The 17961-nt window shown below is 63.4% G+C and carries 13 protein-coding genes; 4 read left to right on the top strand and 9 right to left on the bottom strand.

Translation table 11 applies throughout. The annotated features are described in order from the left end of the window. The first annotated feature begins 95 nt into the window (after positions 1-95). Together WHH00_RS01655 and WHH00_RS01650 are read left to right on the top strand one after the other, a co-directional pair. Positions 96-1187 carry a type I restriction endonuclease gene (locus tag WHH00_RS01655; RefSeq protein WP_406635967.1) on the top strand — a complete coding sequence of 364 codons (1092 nt, stop codon included), beginning with the start codon at positions 96-98 and terminating at the stop codon, positions 1185-1187. 88 nt (positions 1188-1275) lie between these two features. Continuing rightward, positions 1276-4821, top strand: coding sequence for an SIR2 family protein (locus WHH00_RS01650; protein ID WP_406635965.1), 3546 nt, complete (start codon positions 1276-1278; stop codon positions 4819-4821). A gap of 129 nt (positions 4822-4950) precedes the next feature. On the opposite strand, the gene WHH00_RS01645 is transcribed toward WHH00_RS01650, so the two are convergent. Both WHH00_RS01645 and WHH00_RS01640 read right to left on the bottom strand, forming a co-directional pair. Beyond that, on the bottom strand, positions 4951-7002 hold the full coding sequence (locus WHH00_RS01645; RefSeq protein ID WP_406635963.1) for an ABC transporter ATP-binding protein: 2052 nt from the start codon (positions 7000-7002) through the stop codon (positions 4951-4953). Continuing rightward, positions 6999-8765: an ABC transporter ATP-binding protein gene (locus WHH00_RS01640; protein ID WP_406635961.1), complete on the bottom strand. Its 1767-nt coding sequence runs from the start codon at positions 8763-8765 to the stop codon at positions 6999-7001. The genes WHH00_RS01645 and WHH00_RS01640 overlap by 4 nt, the downstream gene beginning before the upstream one ends. 248 nt (positions 8766-9013) lie before the next feature. Between WHH00_RS01640 and WHH00_RS01635 the strand changes: the two genes are divergently transcribed. Both WHH00_RS01635 and WHH00_RS01630 read left to right on the top strand, forming a co-directional pair. Next, positions 9014-11521, top strand: a complete 2508-nt coding sequence (locus WHH00_RS01635) for a PEP/pyruvate-binding domain-containing protein (RefSeq protein ID WP_406635959.1) — start codon at positions 9014-9016, stop codon at positions 11519-11521. Next, on the top strand, positions 11518-12144 hold the full coding sequence (locus tag WHH00_RS01630; RefSeq protein ID WP_406635957.1) for a TetR/AcrR family transcriptional regulator: 627 nt from the start codon (positions 11518-11520) through the stop codon (positions 12142-12144). The genes WHH00_RS01635 and WHH00_RS01630 overlap by 4 nt, the downstream gene beginning before the upstream one ends. Before the next feature lie 140 nt (positions 12145-12284). On the opposite strand, the gene WHH00_RS01625 is transcribed toward WHH00_RS01630, so the two are convergent. The 7 genes from WHH00_RS01625 to WHH00_RS01595 form a co-directional block, all read right to left on the bottom strand. Next, positions 12285-13352 (bottom strand): LLM class flavin-dependent oxidoreductase, encoded by a 1068-nt coding sequence (locus WHH00_RS01625; RefSeq protein ID WP_406635955.1) that lies wholly within the window; start codon positions 13350-13352, stop codon positions 12285-12287. After that, positions 13352-13606, bottom strand: coding sequence for a 4-oxalocrotonate tautomerase family protein (locus WHH00_RS01620; RefSeq protein WP_406635953.1), 255 nt, complete (start codon positions 13604-13606; stop codon positions 13352-13354). The genes WHH00_RS01625 and WHH00_RS01620 overlap by 1 nt, the downstream gene beginning before the upstream one ends. Before the next feature lie 11 nt (positions 13607-13617). Further along, entirely contained in the window at positions 13618-15099 is a 1482-nt protein-coding gene (locus WHH00_RS01615) for an aldehyde dehydrogenase (RefSeq protein ID WP_406635951.1), read from the bottom strand. Continuing rightward, entirely contained in the window at positions 15096-15836 is a 741-nt protein-coding gene (locus tag WHH00_RS01610; protein WP_406635949.1) for an alpha/beta fold hydrolase, read from the bottom strand. The genes WHH00_RS01615 and WHH00_RS01610 overlap by 4 nt, the downstream gene beginning before the upstream one ends. Continuing rightward, positions 15833-16384 carry an amino acid synthesis family protein gene (locus tag WHH00_RS01605; protein ID WP_406635947.1) on the bottom strand — a complete coding sequence of 184 codons (552 nt, stop codon included), beginning with the start codon at positions 16382-16384 and terminating at the stop codon, positions 15833-15835. Before WHH00_RS01605 ends, WHH00_RS01610 begins: the two co-directional genes overlap by 4 nt. Next, the gene (locus WHH00_RS01600; protein WP_406635945.1) at positions 16381-17058 is read right to left on the bottom strand and encodes an amino acid synthesis family protein; all 678 of its coding nucleotides are present in this window, start codon (positions 17056-17058) and stop codon (positions 16381-16383) included. The genes WHH00_RS01605 and WHH00_RS01600 overlap by 4 nt, the downstream gene beginning before the upstream one ends. A 150-nt stretch (positions 17059-17208) precedes the next feature. Further along, on the bottom strand, positions 17209-17901 hold the full coding sequence (locus WHH00_RS01595) for a GntR family transcriptional regulator (protein ID WP_406635943.1): 693 nt from the start codon (positions 17899-17901) through the stop codon (positions 17209-17211). Positions 17902-17961: the final 60 nt, after the last annotated feature.

Genomic DNA, 17961 nt, shown 5'->3' with positions numbered 1-17961 from the left:
GTCATTCAGGACAATCACATGTAGTTTGTTGCTTCATCAGCTTGGATCTTTGCTGCACTTCGTTGTGCAGCATTGACGGTCTTGTAGGGGGACAAATGGAGTTCGCAGAGAAGCTTTCAGCGTTGGCAGCAAAGGTGCGCCAGCAGCGGGGCGTCATCCAGACAGAAGAGGCGACGAAGAACGCGTTTGTGATGCCGTTCATTTCCACGATTCTTGGCTACGACGTATTCAATCCCATGGAAGTCGTTCCGGAATTCATCGCAGACGTGGGACTAAAAAAAGGTGAAAAAATTGACTACGCGATCGTTAAGGACGGCGAAGTCCAGATCCTGATTGAGTGTAAGAAGTCGAGTGAACCCGTCAAGATCGAGCACGCGTCGCAACTTTTCCGGTACTTCGCCGTGACAAACGCTCGGATTGCGATCCTTACCAACGGGGAGGTCTACCAATTCTTTACGGACCTTGATGCTCCGAACCGGATGGACGCAAAGCCATTTCTCGTGCTCGATTTGAATGACATCGATCAAATGCTTATTCCCGAATTGCAGAAGCTTTCCAAGGATGTTTTTGATCTTGATTCGATCATCAGCGCGGCCGGTGAGCTGAAGTACATTGGCGAGCTGAAGCGGACCCTGGCCGCGCAGTTCAAGGAGCCTGAAGACGAATGGGTCAAGTTCCTCACTGGACGCGTGTATTCCGGCCCGTACACCCAGAAAGTGCGGGAACAGTTCACCGCACTGGTGACCAAGGCATCGAAGCAGTTCTTAAATGACCAGGTGAACGAGCGCCTAAAAAAGGCCCTTGGCAACCCGGGCTTCCCCCAGAGCGAGGAAGCTGCAGCGGCGGCTAGCGTCACCAGCGCTCCAGTAGCAGAAGCGGATCTGGCAGAAGCTGATGGGCTTGAGACCACACTCGAGGAAATTGAGGGTTACCAAATTGTTCGAGCTATCGTCTGCAGCGAGGTGAAGCCAGCCCGAGTAGTTCAAAGGGATGCCAAGTCTTACTTCGCAGTGCTGCTGGACGACAACAACCGCAAGCCCATCGCGCGCCTGCACTTCAACCGGACACAAAAGTACATCGGGCTCTTCGACGTCAACAAAGAAGAAACCCGAGTGCCGATCAGCTCACTGGAGGAAATATACGAGCACACTGAAGCGCTGCGTGCCAGCGTCAAGAGCTACCTGTGAGCACCTGAGCTTTCCGGGGACGGAAGCGAATTAGCAATACGCAGTCGGTACGAACGGTAGGAAAACTCATATGTGGATTACGAGTGACGTGGATCTGCCCGAAGCCGTTCTCGATGCACAAGTTGAAGAACGCTTAGTACTTTTCGTTGGAGCGGGGGCTTCTGTCGACGCTCCCTCCGGGCTTCCGCTCTTCGACAAGCTGGCACGTCAGCTGGCAGCCATGGCACGCGTACCCTTCGAGGACAAGGTTGCGCTGGATTTCTTCCTAGGATCCATGCCGAAAAGCTTCGACACTCATCGGCACACTCGAAACATCATTGCAAGCGAGGGGTCAGCACCAAACAGTACGCATACCGCGCTCGTCAGGGTCGCTTCTTCAGTTGGCCGGCTGCGAATTGTCACGACGAACTTCGATAACCATCTTTCGTCAGCAGCCGTTGCTGGGGGAATACACGTTCCTGACATGTGGATCGGGCCAGCCCTACCCCTGGGGGAAGACTTCACTGGCATCGTCCATCTTCATGGCTCCGTGCTCCGCGAGCCCCAGGACCTGGTTCTCACAGACGGCGATTTCGGACGGGCGTACCTCACCAATGCGTGGGCTACCCGATTCCTGCTACCCATGTTTCAGACGTTCACCGTGCTGTTTATTGGTTACAGCCATGACGATCCGATTATGCGTTATCTCGCCCTTGGCCTGCCGTCGGGTACGCCGCGATTTGCCTTTACGAGCGACGATGACGTCGATGATCCTAAGTGGTCCAGGCTCGGGGTACAAACGATCGGATACGCAGTTGATGGCCACAACCACAGTGCCTTGGTTGCTGCATTGGAAGCCTGGGACCTCCGCGCCAGAATGGGGCAGACCGAACACCGGGCTCAGATTATTGAGGTCGTCAACGGCGGAGCGACGCTAACGCCAGTCGACTACGACTACCTCGTCGGACAGCTAAAGACCGTTTATGGCGCGAGCGAGTTCGTCCAAGCGGTTTCTTCCGTTAATCAAGCTCTCCAAGTCGAGTGGCTCCACTGGGCAGAGGGCATGGAATCCTTTAAAAGTATTTTCGCTGGTGGGAAAGGAGATTCCGCAGCGGCAATCCTAGGGAGTTGGTTCTGTGACAGCTTCATAGGGCTACCAGAACTTCATGGGGCTGCACTGCAGACTGTGCAGCGGTTGGGCCAAGCTTTCAGCGATGGCCTATTCCGCCGTGCCGGGTGGGCAGCATCCAAGCTGAGCACAGCTGACCCGAACCTAGGACGGCGGTGGAAGGCATTCCTGGCGACCTCCGTACAAGGGCACTCCGCACCAGTAGCCACCGAAACGCTCCTGCCGTACCTCACAGGAAATCACCCAGAGGATGTAACCGTACTCCGTGCCGCACTCAGGCCTTTCCTTGTACTGAAGCGTAGATGGCTTTTCAATGACGCCGATGATCTGACCGCTGTCCCTGATGCCGAAGTGCAGTGGAACACCAATGCAGACACCCTTACTGGCCACGTAATGAAGGCCGTCGAGTTGGCGACTCCCGGCGACCTCAAACTGGGAAGCGTCCTGGAGGACTCACTAGACGCTGCTTACGACCTACTCGATGCCTACCATGGTGAACGCACCTGGGACCCTCTGAGTTTCAGTCGTGCGGCAATCGAACCCCACGAGCAGGATCAATTCCGGGAGCCCGTCGACGCCCTTATCGATGGTCTGCGCGCGTATGGTGAGAAGTCCCTGACTTCGCTTCCTGATCTGCCTGAGCGGTGGTGGTCGCTCGACCGAATCCTCTTCCGCCGCCTCGCGCTACATCTACTCTCACTTGAAGGCAGCCGGACGGGCGACGAAAAGATCTTGTGGCTGCTCGAACGTCATGTTCTCTACGAGACAGACCTCAAACACGAGACTTACCGCGTGCTTAAAACGGCAACTATCAATGCATCGGCAGAAACGCGCCAGCTCCTGCTTACGGCCGCGCAAGACGGCCCTAACCTCCCTGAAGATATTCCCAATATCGAACGACACACTGCGTACGCAACATACAACCTGCTTGTGTGGCTGTCAGACGTCGCCCCCGATTGGTCAGAGGCTGGAGCAGCACTGGCAGCCACACAGGCCGCAAACCCCGACTTTGCACCGAGAGAACATCCCGACTTCGACAATTGGATGACGAGCGGCACCTGGGGTGGGCAACTGCCGATGGAACCAGATAATTTCATTGCGACCTTCGAGCAGGATCCCGCAACGGCCATCAGCGACATTGTCAGCAGGGACTACTCGAAACGCAACTTCAACGAACCCGACTGGCATGACGCACTTTCCCTCCTGACCCGAATGGCCGAGTCCCGTCCTGACCTCGGCGAAAAGCTATGGTCACTCGTGAACGAATGGAAGGAGTCCGATACAAGGTCAAGTGACGTCCGTGGAGCAATTATCGAAGGCTGGGCAAAAGCGAACATATCCGGGATTGCAGATGCTGTCGTCGCACAAGTTGCCACTCAGATCGCAAAGTTTGATTCAGCCCATATCATCAGTCGTTTCCTTCTGGAGCAGGTGCGAAGGCAGATTGAAAGTGATGAGACACCGGCTCTCGCAACCATGCGAAGCATGGCAGTAGAACTTTGGCGGGAGCACAACCACTCGTTCGTTCACTCCGAGGGAGTAGACCTGAACGGGGGCGCACCGCTTTACCTTAATTCCTGGCCAGGCGACCTCGCTCTTTACTGGTTGGAAGAAATTGATCGACGGTGGCGGAAGCATCGTGAGGATTGGTCGGGACTCAGTGAGGAGGAGCGGACATCTCTTACTCAACTTCTCAGCGGCCCGCGGCATGCCCTCGATGCCACTCAGCCGGCAGTGGCGAGTCACTTGTTCTTCCTATTCGTCGCCGACGCGGAGTTCAGCAGCCAGCATGTGCTTCCGCTCTTCCGTGACCCCACGAGTGTTGGCTTAGTTTGGAATGCTTATTTGCATCACCCGCGTTACAACGACAAGCTGCTCGCCGCTGGCCTATTAGAAGGCATGATCACAGCATGGGCCCAGCTCGATGCATTGAAAGGACCCTCTTTTCTCCGGCAACAATTCTTCGCTCTTGTGATCGCAGTTATTTCTTTCGCCGGTATTAGCCCAAGCTCGCGCCAAGCCCTGCTCGATAAGAGCGTGCTGGCCGATGATGGGAAGTATGCAGCGGAGTTTGCTCATGCTGTTGTGCGCTTCCTCAGTCACGACGGAGTCGACGGCACGGAAGTATGGAAGAGATGGCTGCGCGACCACCTAACGGCAAGACTGAATGGAGTGCCTAGAACGTCCGAGATGGAGGAATTGACGTGCTGGGCAGACACTGTCCCCTACCTTGAGGATAGTATCCCAGACGCAGCTAAGTTGCTGAGTAGCAGAGGAATCGGTCTGGGGGATAATTTCCTTCCTCCTGACATCCCGGAAGGAGCGCTCTCCGCTCACGGCCTGAAATTGATGACTTACTTCTCGGAACGCATCCGCAACTCATCTACCAGCAACTACTTCACGGCGCATCGTGTGAAAGAGCTGATCAACAGGTTGCGAAGTGCCCTGGGAGACGAGGGCGTACAACCATTGGTGGAGGAGGCAACGAACAGGGGCTTCCTCAGCGACGACAATATGATCGAGTGAGACCGTCTTAGGGAACCTTGAGCTCTCCTACGCGTCAAGGCTCTTATGTTCTCTGTTCAAAGCTGCAAAAACTCTTATGTTTCCCGACGGAATCACTAGACGCCATAGATTTGTGGCTTTCACAACCAGTCAAACCTCCGCCGCAGGAGCCGCGAACTGGGCCTCGTACAGCCGCGCATAAGCCCCGCCGGCGGCCAGCAGTGAAGCGTGTGTCCCCTGCTCCACGATCTGGCCGGCCTCCATCACCAGGATGAGGTCGGCGTCGCGGATCGTGGACAGGCGGTGCGCGATGACAAACGAAGTACGGTCCGATCGCAGGGCACTCATGGCCTTCTGCACCAGCACCTCCGTCCGCGTATCCACTGAAGACGTCGCCTCATCCAGAATCAAAACCGACGGCCGCGCCAGGAAAGCCCGCGCAATCGTCAGCAGCTGCTTCTCCCCCGCGGACACGTTGGAGCCCTCGTCCTCCAGGAGAGTGTCATACCCGTCGGGCAGCGAACGCACGAACCGGTCCACATAAGTCGCCCGCGCAGCCTCCAGAATCTCGGCCTCAGTTGCCCCGGGCCGCCCATACGCAATGTTGTCCCGGATAGTCCCCGCGAACAGCCACGTATCCTGCAGCACCATCCCCATCCGCGAGCGCAGCTCGCGCCGCGGCACCGAGGTGACGTCCACGCCGTCGAGCGTTATGCGTCCCGCGTCAATCTCGTAGAACCGCATCATCAGGTTCACCAGCGTGGTCTTCCCCGCCCCGGTGGGCCCGACAATCGCCACCGTCTGCCCCGGCTCCGCCACCAGGGACAGCGAAGAGATCAGCGGCTGGTCCGGCGAATACGAGAACGACACGTCCGAGAACACCAGCCGCCCCCGCCCGAACACCGGCCCCGTAGACGGCGCAGGCTCAACAGATTCCTCCTCCTCGTCCAGCAACGAGAACACCCGCTCGGCCGACGCCACCCCGGACTGCAGCACGTTCGCCATGGACCCCAGCTGCGCCAGCGGCATGGTGAACTGCCGCGAGTACTGGATGAACGCCTGCACATCGCCCAGCTGCATCGCCCCGGACGCCACCTGCAGCCCGCCCACCACGGCGATCCCCACGTACACCAAATTCCCGATGAACGTCATGGCTGGCATGATCAGCCCGGAAATGAACTGGGCACCAAAGCTCGCCGCGTACAGCTCCGCGTTCTTCTGCCGGAACCGCTCCCCCACCTCCTGCTGCCGGCCGAACACCTTCACCAGCGCATGCCCGGTGTACGTCTCCTCGATCTGCCCGTTCAGCTCCCCCGTGTGCTTCCACTGCGCCACAAACAGCTTCTGCGAGCGCTTGGCGATCAGCGCCGTGATCCCCAGCGTCAGCGGAATGGTCACCAGCGCGATCAGCGCCAACGTGGGCGAGAGAATCACCATCATCACCAGCACACCCACCACGGTCAGCACCGACGTGACCGCCTGGCTGATGGTCTGCTGCAGGCTCTGCGAAATGTTGTCCACGTCGTTGGTCACCCGGCTGAGCAGTTCGCCGCGCTGGATGGAGTCGAAATACCGTAGCGGCAGCCGGTTGATCTTCGCCTCGATCCGCTCCCGCAGCCCGAACACCGTCCGCTGCACCACCCCGTTCAGCACATACGCCTGCACCCACATAAACGCCGAGGACAGCACATACAGCACCAGCGCCCACGTCAGCACACTGCCCAGCGCCGCAAAGTCGATCCCCAGCCCCGGCACCAGGTCCATGGCATTGAGCATGTCCGCGCGCTGCCCCTCCCCGGACGCCCGCAGCTGCGCAATCACCTGCTCCTTGCTCACCCCCGCCTGCAGCTCCCGCGACACCACGCCGGCGAAGATCAGGTTGGTGCCCTCCCCCAGCAGCCGCGGCCCGATCACGGACAGCGCCACCCCGGCCACCGCCGTCACGAACACCAGCAGCAGCCACGCCCGTTCTGGCCGCAGCGTCCCCATCAGCCGCCTGGCCGACGGCCAGAAGTTCATCGCCTTCTCCGCCGGGACGTTCATCCCCGCGAACGGTCCGCCGCGCCCCGGCCCGCCTGCCGGACGGGGGATGCGTACGACGTCGGCACTTGCCGTTTTGGCCCTGGGTGCGGTTCCGGCGCTGGTTCCTGGAGCGCCGCTTCCGGAAGAGGCGGACGACGGCGGGCGGTGCTGCGCGCTCATACCGTTTCCTCCGCTGCCAGCTGGGAGGACACGATCTCGCGGTACGTCCCCGAGGTCTCCAGCAGCTCGCGGTGCGTTCCGCGCCCCACGATCCTGCCGTCGTCGAGCACTAAAATCTGGTCCGCGTCCACGATGCTGGAGACGCGCTGGGCGATGATCACCAGCGTGGCGCCGGCGGTGCTGCGCTTGAGGGCCTGCCGGAGCCGGGCGTCGGTGCCGGTGTCCAGGGAGGAGAACGAATCGTCGAAGATGTACAGCTCGGGCCGCTTCACCAGGGCCCGGGCGATGGCCAGCCGCTGCCGCTGCCCGCCGGAGACGTTGGTGCCGCCCTGGCTGATCGGTGCATCCAGCCCGCCGTCCATCCGCTCCACGAAGTCGCGGGCCTGGGCGATCTCCAGCGCGGTCCAGAGCTCGTCCTCGGTGGCGTCCGGCTTGCCGTACTGCAGGTTGCTGCGGACGGTTCCACTGAACAGGTAGGGCCGCTGCGGGATCAGGCCGATATGCCCCCAGAGCAGGTCCGGGTGCAGCTCGCGGACGTCCACGCCGTTCATCCGGACCGAGCCTTCCGTGGCGTCGAAAAGCCGGGGCATGAGGTTCACCAGGGTGGTCTTGCCGGCGCCGGTGCTGCCGATGATCGCCGTCGTCTGCCCTGCTTTGGCGGTGAAGCTGATCCCGGTGAGGACGGGCTGGTCGGCACCCGGGTAGGCGAATCCGACGTCGCGCATTTCCAGCTCGCCGCGGCGGCCGTCCTGTCCCGCCGTCGTACTGACGGGATGAAGCGGCGGCCTGATGGGGTGAAGCGGCGGCCGGACGCTCGACTCCGTCCGCAGCACCTCCCCGATCCGGTCCCCGGACACCGCGGCGCGCGGGATCATCACGGCCATGAACGTGGCCATCATGACGGACATCAGGATCTGCAGCAGGTAGCTCAGGAACGCGATGAGCGTGCCCACCTGCATGGAGCCGTCCTGGATGCGGAACGAGCCGAACCAGATCACGGCCACGGACGAGACGTTCAGGACCAGCATCACCACAGGAAACGCGAGCGCCATGAGCCGGCCGGCGCGCAGGGCGGTGTCCGTGACGTCCGCGTTGGCGCGGGCGAAGCGTTCGGTCTCGATGTCCTCGCGGACGAAGGCGCGCACCACGCGGATGCCGGTGAGCTGTTCGCGGAGGACGCGGTTCACGGTGTCGATCCGCGTCTGCATCTTGCGGAACAGCGGCACCATCCGGGCGGTGAGCAGGCCGACGGCGACCAGCAGCACCGGGACGGCGACAGCGATCAGCCAGGACAGCTGCGCGTCCTGCCGCACGGCCATGATCACCCCGCCGATGCTGAGCATGGGCGCGGTGACCAGCATGGTGGCGGACATGAGCACCAGCTGCTGGACCTGCTGGACGTCGTTGGTGGACCTGGTGATGAGGCTGGGGGCGCCGAACTTGGTGACTTCCTGCTCGGAGAACTCCCCTACCCTTGTGAAGATGGCGTCCCGCAGGTCCCGGCCCACGCCCATGGCCGCCTTCGCCGCGAAGTACACCGCGATGACCGCGCACACGATCTGCAGCAGGGTGATCCCCAGCATCACGCCGCCCAGGCTGAGGATGTAGCCGATGTTCCCCTTGGCCACGCCCTCATCGATGATGTCCGCGTTCAGGGTGGGCAGGTACAGGGACGCGATGGACTGCGCGAGCTGGAAAACCACGACGGCGAGCAGCAGCGTGCGGTGCGGTCGCAGGTATTCAACAAGCAGCTTCCAGAGCATGGGCGGCTCCTGACACAGTGTCCACAAGGTGTGGCGCGAAGGTCAGTTTACGTCCGGCGGGTGGGAACGGGCTGCGCCTGTCGAGGAGAAGTTGGGCCGGTTCACGGAGGGCGTAGCCGGCCGCAAAACTGAAGGTGCTGAGCCAGTGCGGGACCCTTGCGGGCTTGCGCACAGCGCACGTACCGTATAGAGAACCAGCAGTTCTCTATGGCAGGGACAGCCTGCCCCTCCGGCCCCAGGAGCCCTCGATGGCTGAGAAATTTACGGGTACGCTCGCCGACTTCGGCGCCGCTGACCTGGCGTCGGCTGGCGGAAAGGGCGCCAATCTCGGCGAACTCCTGCGCCTCGGCCTCCCAGTTCCAGCAGGCTTTGTGGTCACAACCGCCGCCTACGCCGCCCTGATGGCGGAAACCGGGCTCGGTGCCGAACTGGAAAGGCTGCTGAAGGCCGGAGAGGCCGGACAGGCCGGAGACGCCGGGGCACAAATCCGGGCACTGTTCACACGGGCTCAGATTCCGGCGCGCGTCACCGCTGAGATCGCGGCAGCCTATGCCGCCTTGGGCGGCGGTCCGGTGGCGGTGCGTTCCAGCGCCACCGCCGAAGACCTGCCAGGCGCCACGTTTGCCGGGCAACAGGACACCTTCCTGAACGTTGCCGGCGAGCAGGCGGTGATTCGCGCTGTGGTGAACTGCTGGGCTTCGTTGTGGACGGAGCGCGCCATCGCCTATCGGCGGCGTCAAGGGATCGACCCCCGGGAGGTGTCGATTGCCGTCGTCGTCCAGGACATGGTGCCGGCAGATATCGCGGGGGTCCTGTTCAGCGCGAACCCGGTGACCGGCGAACGGGGTGAAATCGTGGTGGATGCCAGCCCCGGCCTGGGTGAGGCTGTGGTGTCCGGACGGGTCACGCCGGAGCACTATGTGCTGGACAATACAGGCCGGACACGGTCGTTCAGCCCGGGCGCCCACGAGGTTGTTATCCGGGCCCTTGCCGGAGGGGGCACGCTGGAGAGCGCCGGGACAGGCACCCCGCGGCCTGGCCTCGGCACAGAGAAGCTGGCGGAACTGGCGCGGCTGGCAGTACGTGCCCAGGAGCATTTCGGCCGGCCGCAGGACATGGAATGGGCAATCGCCGGCGGGCGCCTCCATGTGCTCCAGGCCCGGCCAATGACGGCACTGCCCCCGCAGCCGTTGCGCCTCAACCCGTTCCAGCGGTTGATGGGTCCGTTCTTTGCAGAGATGTTCCATGTCCGTCCCTATCCCCTGGACGTGTCGGGCTGGATGCAGCGCGGCATCCTGGCCATGCTCCACCGCATGGCGGGAAGCGTCGGCGTGGTCTTCCCCGCGGTGAAGGAGTTGCTGCCGGAAGAGGACGGCGTGGTGATCCGGCTGGTTCCGCCGGTGCCACACCCTACGGTCCGTACGCTCGGCGCACCCGTTTCCGTGGCACGCCGTGTCCGCCGGTTCAATCCAACCCGATGGACCGAGGACAGCAGGTTCACCACGTACCTGGCGGACATCCGGCGGCTGAACGCGCAGGACCCCCGGGCCTTGACCTGGAAGGGGGTTGTTGGGCTCGCGGAGGACGCCTTCGCCACGATGGGCGGGATCACCGAGCTGCGGATCTCGTACCTGCCGGGGGCCTTTGTCCCCCAGCTAAAGCTGCGCCTGCTGCTCCGGCTGCTGGGCAAGGCGCACCTTGGCGCGTCACTCATTGCTGGTGCCGAAACCCGCACCAGCCAGGCCAACCGTGCACTGGAAGCGCTGGCAGACCAGGTCCGGTCCCAGGGCAAGCTGGTCCGGGCCTTCAACGAACTGGCACCGCGCGACCTGCTCTCCCGGATGGAACACGAGCCGGATTTCCAGGAGTTCCGCACACGCTTCCAGGCCTTTCTGGGCGAATACGGGCACCGCGAAACCGTCAGCGTGGTGTTGAGCAGTTCACCAACCTGGTCCGATGCCCCCGAGGTGGTTCTCGGGCTGATCAGGTCAATGATGGGTGAGCGGCGGCCGGCTGCCGACCAGACAGGCCAGGCGCTCGAGGAGCTGAAACGTCATCCCGCCCTGCGGATCGCGGCCCTGCGGCGGCAGCTGCTGTCCGCCGTCGACGCCGCAAAGGCCGGGACCGCCTTCCGCGAGGACAGCCACTTCTACGCCACTATGGTGCTGCCGCCGCTTCGGCGCGCGCTGTCGGAGCTGGGCCGGCGGCTGTCCGACGGCGGGGTGCTGGCTGATGCGGCCGAGGTCCACCACCTGCGCTTTGAGGAACTGGTAGGAATGGACGACGGCGGCGCGCTGCCTGCCGCCGAGAGGGAACGCTACCGCCGCATGGTGCTGGCCAGGGCCGCTAAGCGCCGGGAACTGGAGGGGATTCCGCTGCTGGATCCTGCGCTGTTCGCGCATAAACGCCCGACGCCCGGGACACTGGTGTCCGGCATGTCCGCTAGCCGCGGCCAGGCAACCGGGACCGTAAGGATCATTCGGGGGCCGGACGAATTCGGACTACTCCGCAGCGGCGAGGTCCTGGTCTGCCCCTACACCAACCCATCCTGGACTCCGCTGTTCCAGCGTGCGGCCGCCGTCGTGGTTGACGCCGGCGGGATCGCATCGCATGCAGCCATCGTCGCCCGGGAATACGGGATCCCCGCCGTCATGGCCACCGGGTCGGGGACCAGTGACCTGCAGGACGGCCAGCTGGTACTTGTGGACGGCACCCGCGGACAGGTGACGGCGGCTGCCGCGGAGCCATCGCCGTGACCGCCGGGGCACGCCCGGACCACCGAAAACTGCCGCGCCGCCGCGGGGCGGTCCTGAACAGCGCCATCTTCGATGCCGTCCTGTCCGAGATCGCCGAATCCGGATACACTGCGCTGACCATGGACCGGGTGGCCGAACGTGCGCGCGCAAGCAAAGCCTCGCTCTACCGCCGCTGGCCTGGCCGGACCGCCCTGGTACTGGACGCCGCCTACGCGTCGATGCACGGCCCGGACGCCGTCCCGGATACCGGCAGCCTTCGCCTGGATACCTTGACCGTCATGCGGCAGGCTGCCCGGCTGCTGGAAGGGACAGTTGGACAGGCCGTTCGCGGGGTGTTGGGTGAGGCCTTGCAGAACCCCGACGTTGCCGCCGAAGTCCGTGAGTTCACGCATGGAAACGCCAGCAGGATGATGCAGGAAATCCTTGCCAACGCCGTCGAACGGGGCGAATGTGACCCGGCCCTTGTGACTGACTTGAAGATCGAGGCCGGCCCCGCCCTGCTGCGGCATCGGTTTATCTTCGGCTCCGGACCCATCGAAGATGACTTCCTGGTGGAGATTGTGGACCAGGTGGTGCTGCCGTTGTTCGGTGTTGACCCGGGGAACACTTACGCGGGCACCTGAGACTGTTGGGCGGGAACACATGTCCCGAATGCAGCTTCCCATTTGTACTGAGCCAAGGGCGGAGACACCGCCCAGTTATTACCACTGAAAGCAGAAGGGCGGGGTGGTGAATACTAGCCCGCCCTCCTGCTTTTTCAACTCTACTGCGCTGCAACCGCCGGCTGCTCCTGGAAGGCTGGAACAACGTGCTCGATGAAGAGTTCGAGTGACCGCTTCTTCTCCTCATGGGTGAGGCTGTTGTCGGACCAAAGGCTGAACTCGGTCACCCCGAGCGACTCGTAGTGGCGGATCCGCTCGATCACCTCTTCCGGCGTTCCGATCATGGCGGTGCGGTGGAGGGACTCGGGAGTGAACTCCGGGTGATCGGCGAACTTCTCTTCCGGGCTGGGCTCCAGGAAGCCGTTGACCGGGGCGCTCTTGTTGCCGAACCAGGCGTCGAAGGTGCGGTAGAACTTGTTGATGCCCTCGGCGGGCCGGCGCCAGCCTTCGGGGTCATCCGCCGCGTGGACGTGGGTGTGCCGCAGGACCATCAGGTCAGGGCGGGCAACGCCGGGGTTGTTTTCGACGGCGGTATCGAACTTGCGTGCCAGGTCCTCAACCTCCTCGTCGCCCTTCATGAGCGGGGTGACCATGACGTTGCAGCCGTTGGCGACGGCGAACTCGTGTGAGGAGATGTCGCGGGCGGCGATCCACATGGGTGGCGTCGGCTTCTGGATCGGCTTGGGGACGCTGGTGGACGTCGGGAACTTCCACACCTCGCCGTCGTGCGCGTAGTCGCCTTCCCAGAGCGCCCGCACGGCGGGGACCAGCTCGCGGAGGTGCTTGCCGCCGTCGACCGCCGGCATGCCGTCCATCAGGCGGTCGAACTCGAACTGGTACGCGCCGCGTGCCAGCCCCACTTCCATCCGGCCATTGCTGATGACGTCCAGCAGCGCACACTCCCCCGCTACCCGGAGCGGGTTCCAGAAGGGCGCGATGATGGTGCCGGCACCAAGGCGGATCTTGGACGTGCGGGCGGCCAGGTAGGCGAGCTGGGGCATGGGGCTGGGGGAAATGGTGTACTCCATGGAATGGTGTTCACCGATCCAAACGGTGCTGAATCCGCCGGCTTCGGCGATGAGCGTGAGTTCCGTCAGGTTTTCGAAGCATTCGCGGTGAGAGACGGTTTCGTCCCAGCGTTCCATGTGGACGAAGAGGGAAAAGCGCATTAGTAACTCCTTTGTTCTGCGGCGGCGTTCTGCGGTGCCTCGTTGAGTGCAGCTTCCTGGGTGGAGGCATTGCGTTCTGCGATGGTCTGGTTGCCGCGGGACCAGTGTTCGTGCTCGATCTCGCGGATGATGACGGTGGTGTTGTCCGGCACCGCACCCACGGCGGTCTCTGCCGCGCGGTGAAGCCCGGCGATGAGTGCGCGGAGCTGGTCAGGGGTCCTGCCCCGGGCTATGGAGACTTCGATGAGTGGCATGGGTGGCTCCTTTAGCTGCGCAGGACGAAGGGGTCTGACACGGGTCCTTCGTCGGTATTGATCCAGATGCTCTTGAGCCGGGTGTATTCGTTCATGGATTCGAGCCCGTGTTCGATGCCCACGCCCGAGTTCTTGAAGCCCTGCCGTGGTGACATCGGGGACATGGCGCGGTAGGTGTTGACCCACACTGTGCCTGCCTCCAGCCTGCGGGCCATGCGGTGGGCGCGGGCGAGGTTCTGGGTCCAGACGCCGGCGGCCAGGCCGTACTCGGTGTCGTTGGCCAGGCCTACCACCTCGTCCTCTGAGTCGAAGGGCATGATCGCGGCGACGGGGCCGAAAATTTCCTCCCTCACCACGCGCATGGAGTTGTCGACGTCGGTCAGGACAGTGGGCGCGAAGAAGTATCCGGGAAGATCGAGCTCGGGCCGGCGGCCTCCTGTCCGGACCGTTGCGCCCTCGCTGATGCCAAGGTCCACGTAGGAGCTCACCTTGTCCAGCTGGGCGCCGAAGGCGAGGGGACCAAGTTCGGTGGTGGCCAGGAGCGGGTCACCGATGATGATGGATGCCGCCCGTTCCGCGACCCGCTCAACGAGTTCGTCGTAGACGCTGCGGTGGGCAAAGACGCGGCTTCCCGCAATGCAGGTCTGGCCTGCCGCGGCGAAGATTCCGGCGATGACGCCCATCGCGGCGTTCGAGACGTCTGCGTCGCCGAACACGATGTTGGGGCTTTTGCCGCCGAGTTCAAGGGTGGAGCCGATGAAGCGCGAGGCGGTCTCCGCGGCGATGCGGGCTCCGGTCTGCGTTGACCCCGTGAAGGAGATCTTCGCCAGGTCCGGATGGCTTACCAGGGCAGCCCCGGCCTCCTGGCCGAAGCCGGTAACGACGTTCACCACGCCGTCGGGGAAGCCGGCCTGGGAGGCAAGCTCCGCGACGCGGAGGATGGTCCGTGACGTGTACTCGCTGGGCTTGATGACCACCGTGTTGCCCGCAGCCAGGGCAGGGGCGAGCTTGGAGGTGGTCAGCGTCAGCGGGGAGTTCCACGGCGTGATGGCCCCGACCACGCCAAGGGGTTCCCGCTGGGTGTAGTTGAGCATCGCGAGCGAATTGGTGGGGATCTGGCTGCCCTGGACCTTGTCCGCGAGCCCGGCGTAGTAATACAGGTACTCCGGCAGGCCGGCGAGCTGGCCGCGCATCTCGCGCAGCAGCTTTCCGTTGTCGAGGGTCTCAAGCTCGGCGAGCTCCTCGGCATGCTCGCCAACGAGGTCACCGAGCCGGCGCAGGAGGTGGCCGCGCTTCGTTGCCGTGAGGTCACGCCAGAGCGGCGACTGGAACGCGCTCTTAGCCGCTGCCACGGCCCGGCGCACGTCTTCCCCGGTTCCCCGGGCAGCTTCGTAGAGAACCTCGAGTGTTGCGGGGTTGGTGCTGGCAAAGTATTCCCCGCCGGCGGGAGCAGACCACGTACCCCCGATGAAATGGTCGAGTCGAACAGTCATGCGCGTTCTCCTTCGGAATCTTTAATGAACTCATTGATGGCCCGGGCCAGGACGTCAGCGTCCTGGACGGGGAGCATGTGCCGCGCACCCGGCACGACGGCGGCCTTCGCACCGGGGATTGCTGCGGCCAGGCGCCTGGTCATTTCCGGCGTCGAACCAGGGTCATGCTCGCCGGTGATGGCCAGTGCCGGCACCCCGATGCGGCTGAGCTCGTTGCCGATCGCTCTGTCCCCCAGGGCAAAGACGCGGTAGGCGTGCACAAAGGACTGCACGTCATTTGCCGCGAGCGTCCGGCGGGTGGCGTCCACGACGCTCTGGGGCACAGCCGTCCCTGAGTACCAGCGGTCGATCGATGCCTCGACCGTTGCAGGGAAGTCCGCTTCGGCCGACGCCAGCCGGGCGCTGACCGCACTGCGCTCGGCGTCGGTGCGCCGGCACACTGAGCTCACGCAGGTGAGGGTCTTGACCCGGCCGGGATGGAACCTCGCAATGTGCTGGGCAATCAGCGCTCCCAGTGAGAAGCCCACGAGGTGGGATCGTTCGGGGAGCCGCGCCAGCACGTCGTCGGCCATTTCCTGAAGCGTGACCGGTTCCGTCAGCGGGGGCTGCTGCCCGTGCCCGGGGAGGTCGATGGCTATGGACTCACGCCCGAGGGCATCCTGGACGGGCGCCCACATGGTGGCATCGAGGCCCACCCCGTGCAGGAGGGCAACAGGCGTTTCCTGGGTTCCGGTCATTGCTCTGTGGAAAGGGGCGCCAGGCGCTGCTGGGGCCGGCCCTGGGCGGAGGCCGCGAGGGCAATGAGGATTTCACCGGGGTGGGGAGCGTCGGCGATCCTTACCTCGACGCTCTGGTGGTGGGAGCGGATGGTCGCGTCCGTGATGTGCTTCATCGGAATGTCGAACACCGTGCCGGCGGGCGCGCGTTTCTCGACGGCGGGCAGCAGGGTGGTTGCGGAAGCGGCCTTGCGGTAGTGGTCGCCGAATTTCAGCGTGTGGATCAGTGCCGAGCCGTGTTCCACCTCCCCTTCGATGCCCACAATGGCTGCCTTGCCGTAGGCCTCGACCGGGGCGCCGAGCGCCTCGATGACCTTTGGAGTGAGGAGGGCGCCGAGGTCTGAGGCTGTTGCATCGATGCCCTGGCTAAGGTCCTCGACGAAGCCCTGGCCTGCCCAGGGGTTCTCCACGACGGCGACGGCAACGGCGACGCGGGCTCCGGGCGTGACGGAACGCCCGCCCTCGGTCAGGATTTCTTCGGACAAAGTAATGATCTTGCGGATATTCACGGCAGGATTCCCTCCAGTATTTCAGCGGTTACGGGGCGGTCAGTTGTTCGGTCGCCGATTCGGGGATGCGGACGCGAGCCTGTGGAGGCGGCGGCGATCACGACGATTTCATCCGGGTGGGGCGCGTCGCTCAGGCTCAGCGTCAGGGTTTGGTAGTGGCTGCGGGTGGAGGCGGCCTCCTTGTGCCACATGGGCACGGCAATGGAGGTTCCTGGCTCGGCGCGGTCGTCCGAGAAGGACAGGATGGACGTGCCTTCGAGGAACTCGCGGACAAGATTGCCGAAGAACGGTGTGTGGATCAGTGCTGCGGCATGCTCAACCTCACCCTTCAGCCCAACAACGGCCGACTTTCCGAACGCCTCAATTTCGCCGGCACCGCCCAGTGCTGCGGTGAGGCGGTCGGTGAGGACCTTCGCGAGCACCGGAGCAATCCGTTCTGTCTCGGGTGCGAGATCGTTCGAGACCGGGGAGCCGGCCCAAGGGTTGCGCACAATGGCTGCTGCGGCGGCCCGGATCACGCTGCTGGGCAGGGAACCCTGGCCGTCGCGAAGCAGTTCTTCCGTGAGAACGGTAATCTTCCGGACACCGACCTGCCGGGCGAGCTCTTCCATGAGGTGCGCCTGGTCAAGATCGGTTGCGCCAGCGGAGAGGGAAGTCAGGGCTGTATCAGGCACGGTTCAGGCCCTTCCGTAGGAAGCCAATTGCAGTCAGGGAGCACACAGTGCACATCCTTTCGGTTTTTCCGCCGCTAGGGGCGGTTCGCTGGTATGGCGGCAATGCCATGCTGGCCACCCGTTCCCGGAGGGATGGAGCCAGCCAAAATTTCAGTTTCCGGCCAGTTCGGGAGCTTCGATACGTGCCGCGGCAAGGCTTGAGGCATTAACGTGGCCGCGCATCGCAAGCTCGGCGCCGGTCGGATCCTTTTCCAGGATCGCTTCGAGCACCGACTGGTGCTCACGGATGGAGGCCCGCATCCTGGCAGGACGCTCGACGGTCTCCAGGACGATCCGGTGGTAGGCAAGCTGGTTCATCAGGCGCCCGTAGTGCTCACGAAGCTTTGAGTTATCGGATCCGTTCACGATGGTCCAGTGGAACTCGTGGACCAGTTCGGCATACTTTGCGCTGTCACCTCTGCGCTCGGCGCCTTCTGACGCCTCAATGTTGCGTTTTAGCCGTTCCAGCTCCGGCACCGCACCGCGCCGGGCCAGCAGGCTCGCTGCCAGGCCCTCAAGGCTTTCCTTCAGCTGAAACAGTTCGACAATTTCGCGCCGGGTGGGTATCCGGACAAACGTGCCAACCTTCGGCCGTATCTCAACCAGGCCCTCATTTTCCAACTGCTTGAGCGCCTCCCTGACAGGCGTCCTGCTCACGTCGAACTCTTCAGCCAGGAACAGCTCGGGAAGAGGAGCGCCGGGAGGGTATTCGCCGCTGAGCACGAGCTTGCGCAGCTTATCCAGGAGACTTCCCTGGTTCCCGTTCGCCTGCTCTGGTGTTTTTGCCTGAAGGATCTCTTGCATGCATCAAACCTACGTTGCATACAAGGTGAGCGTCAAGAGCTTCCACACATTCCGCAGGAT

This window comes from Pseudarthrobacter quantipunctorum, from assembly GCF_045291495.1.
In the GTDB taxonomy this organism is placed as follows: domain Bacteria; phylum Actinomycetota; class Actinomycetes; order Actinomycetales; family Micrococcaceae; genus Arthrobacter; species Arthrobacter quantipunctorum.
The sequence above is the reverse complement of the archived record's forward strand: the minus strand, read 5'-3'. Positions and strand labels throughout refer to the sequence as shown.

Coding starts and splice junctions, on each gene's coding strand:
- WHH00_RS01655 (WP_406635967.1), top strand. CDS start 96: ATGGAGTTCGCAGAGAAGCTTTCAGCGTTGGCAGCAAAGGTGCGCCAG.
- WHH00_RS01645 (WP_406635963.1), bottom strand. CDS start 7,002: ATGAGCGCGCAGCACCGCCCGCCGTCGTCCGCCTCTTCCGGAAGCGGC.
- WHH00_RS01640 (WP_406635961.1), bottom strand. CDS start 8,765: ATGCTCTGGAAGCTGCTTGTTGAATACCTGCGACCGCACCGCACGCTG.
- WHH00_RS01635 (WP_406635959.1), top strand. CDS start 9,014: ATGGCTGAGAAATTTACGGGTACGCTCGCCGACTTCGGCGCCGCTGAC.
- WHH00_RS01625 (WP_406635955.1), bottom strand. CDS start 13,352: ATGCGCTTTTCCCTCTTCGTCCACATGGAACGCTGGGACGAAACCGTC.
- WHH00_RS01620 (WP_406635953.1), bottom strand. CDS start 13,606: ATGCCACTCATCGAAGTCTCCATAGCCCGGGGCAGGACCCCTGACCAG.
- WHH00_RS01615 (WP_406635951.1), bottom strand. CDS start 15,099: ATGACTGTTCGACTCGACCATTTCATCGGGGGTACGTGGTCTGCTCCC.
- WHH00_RS01610 (WP_406635949.1), bottom strand. CDS start 15,836: ATGACCGGAACCCAGGAAACGCCTGTTGCCCTCCTGCACGGGGTGGGC.
- WHH00_RS01595 (WP_406635943.1), bottom strand. CDS start 17,901: ATGCAAGAGATCCTTCAGGCAAAAACACCAGAGCAGGCGAACGGGAAC.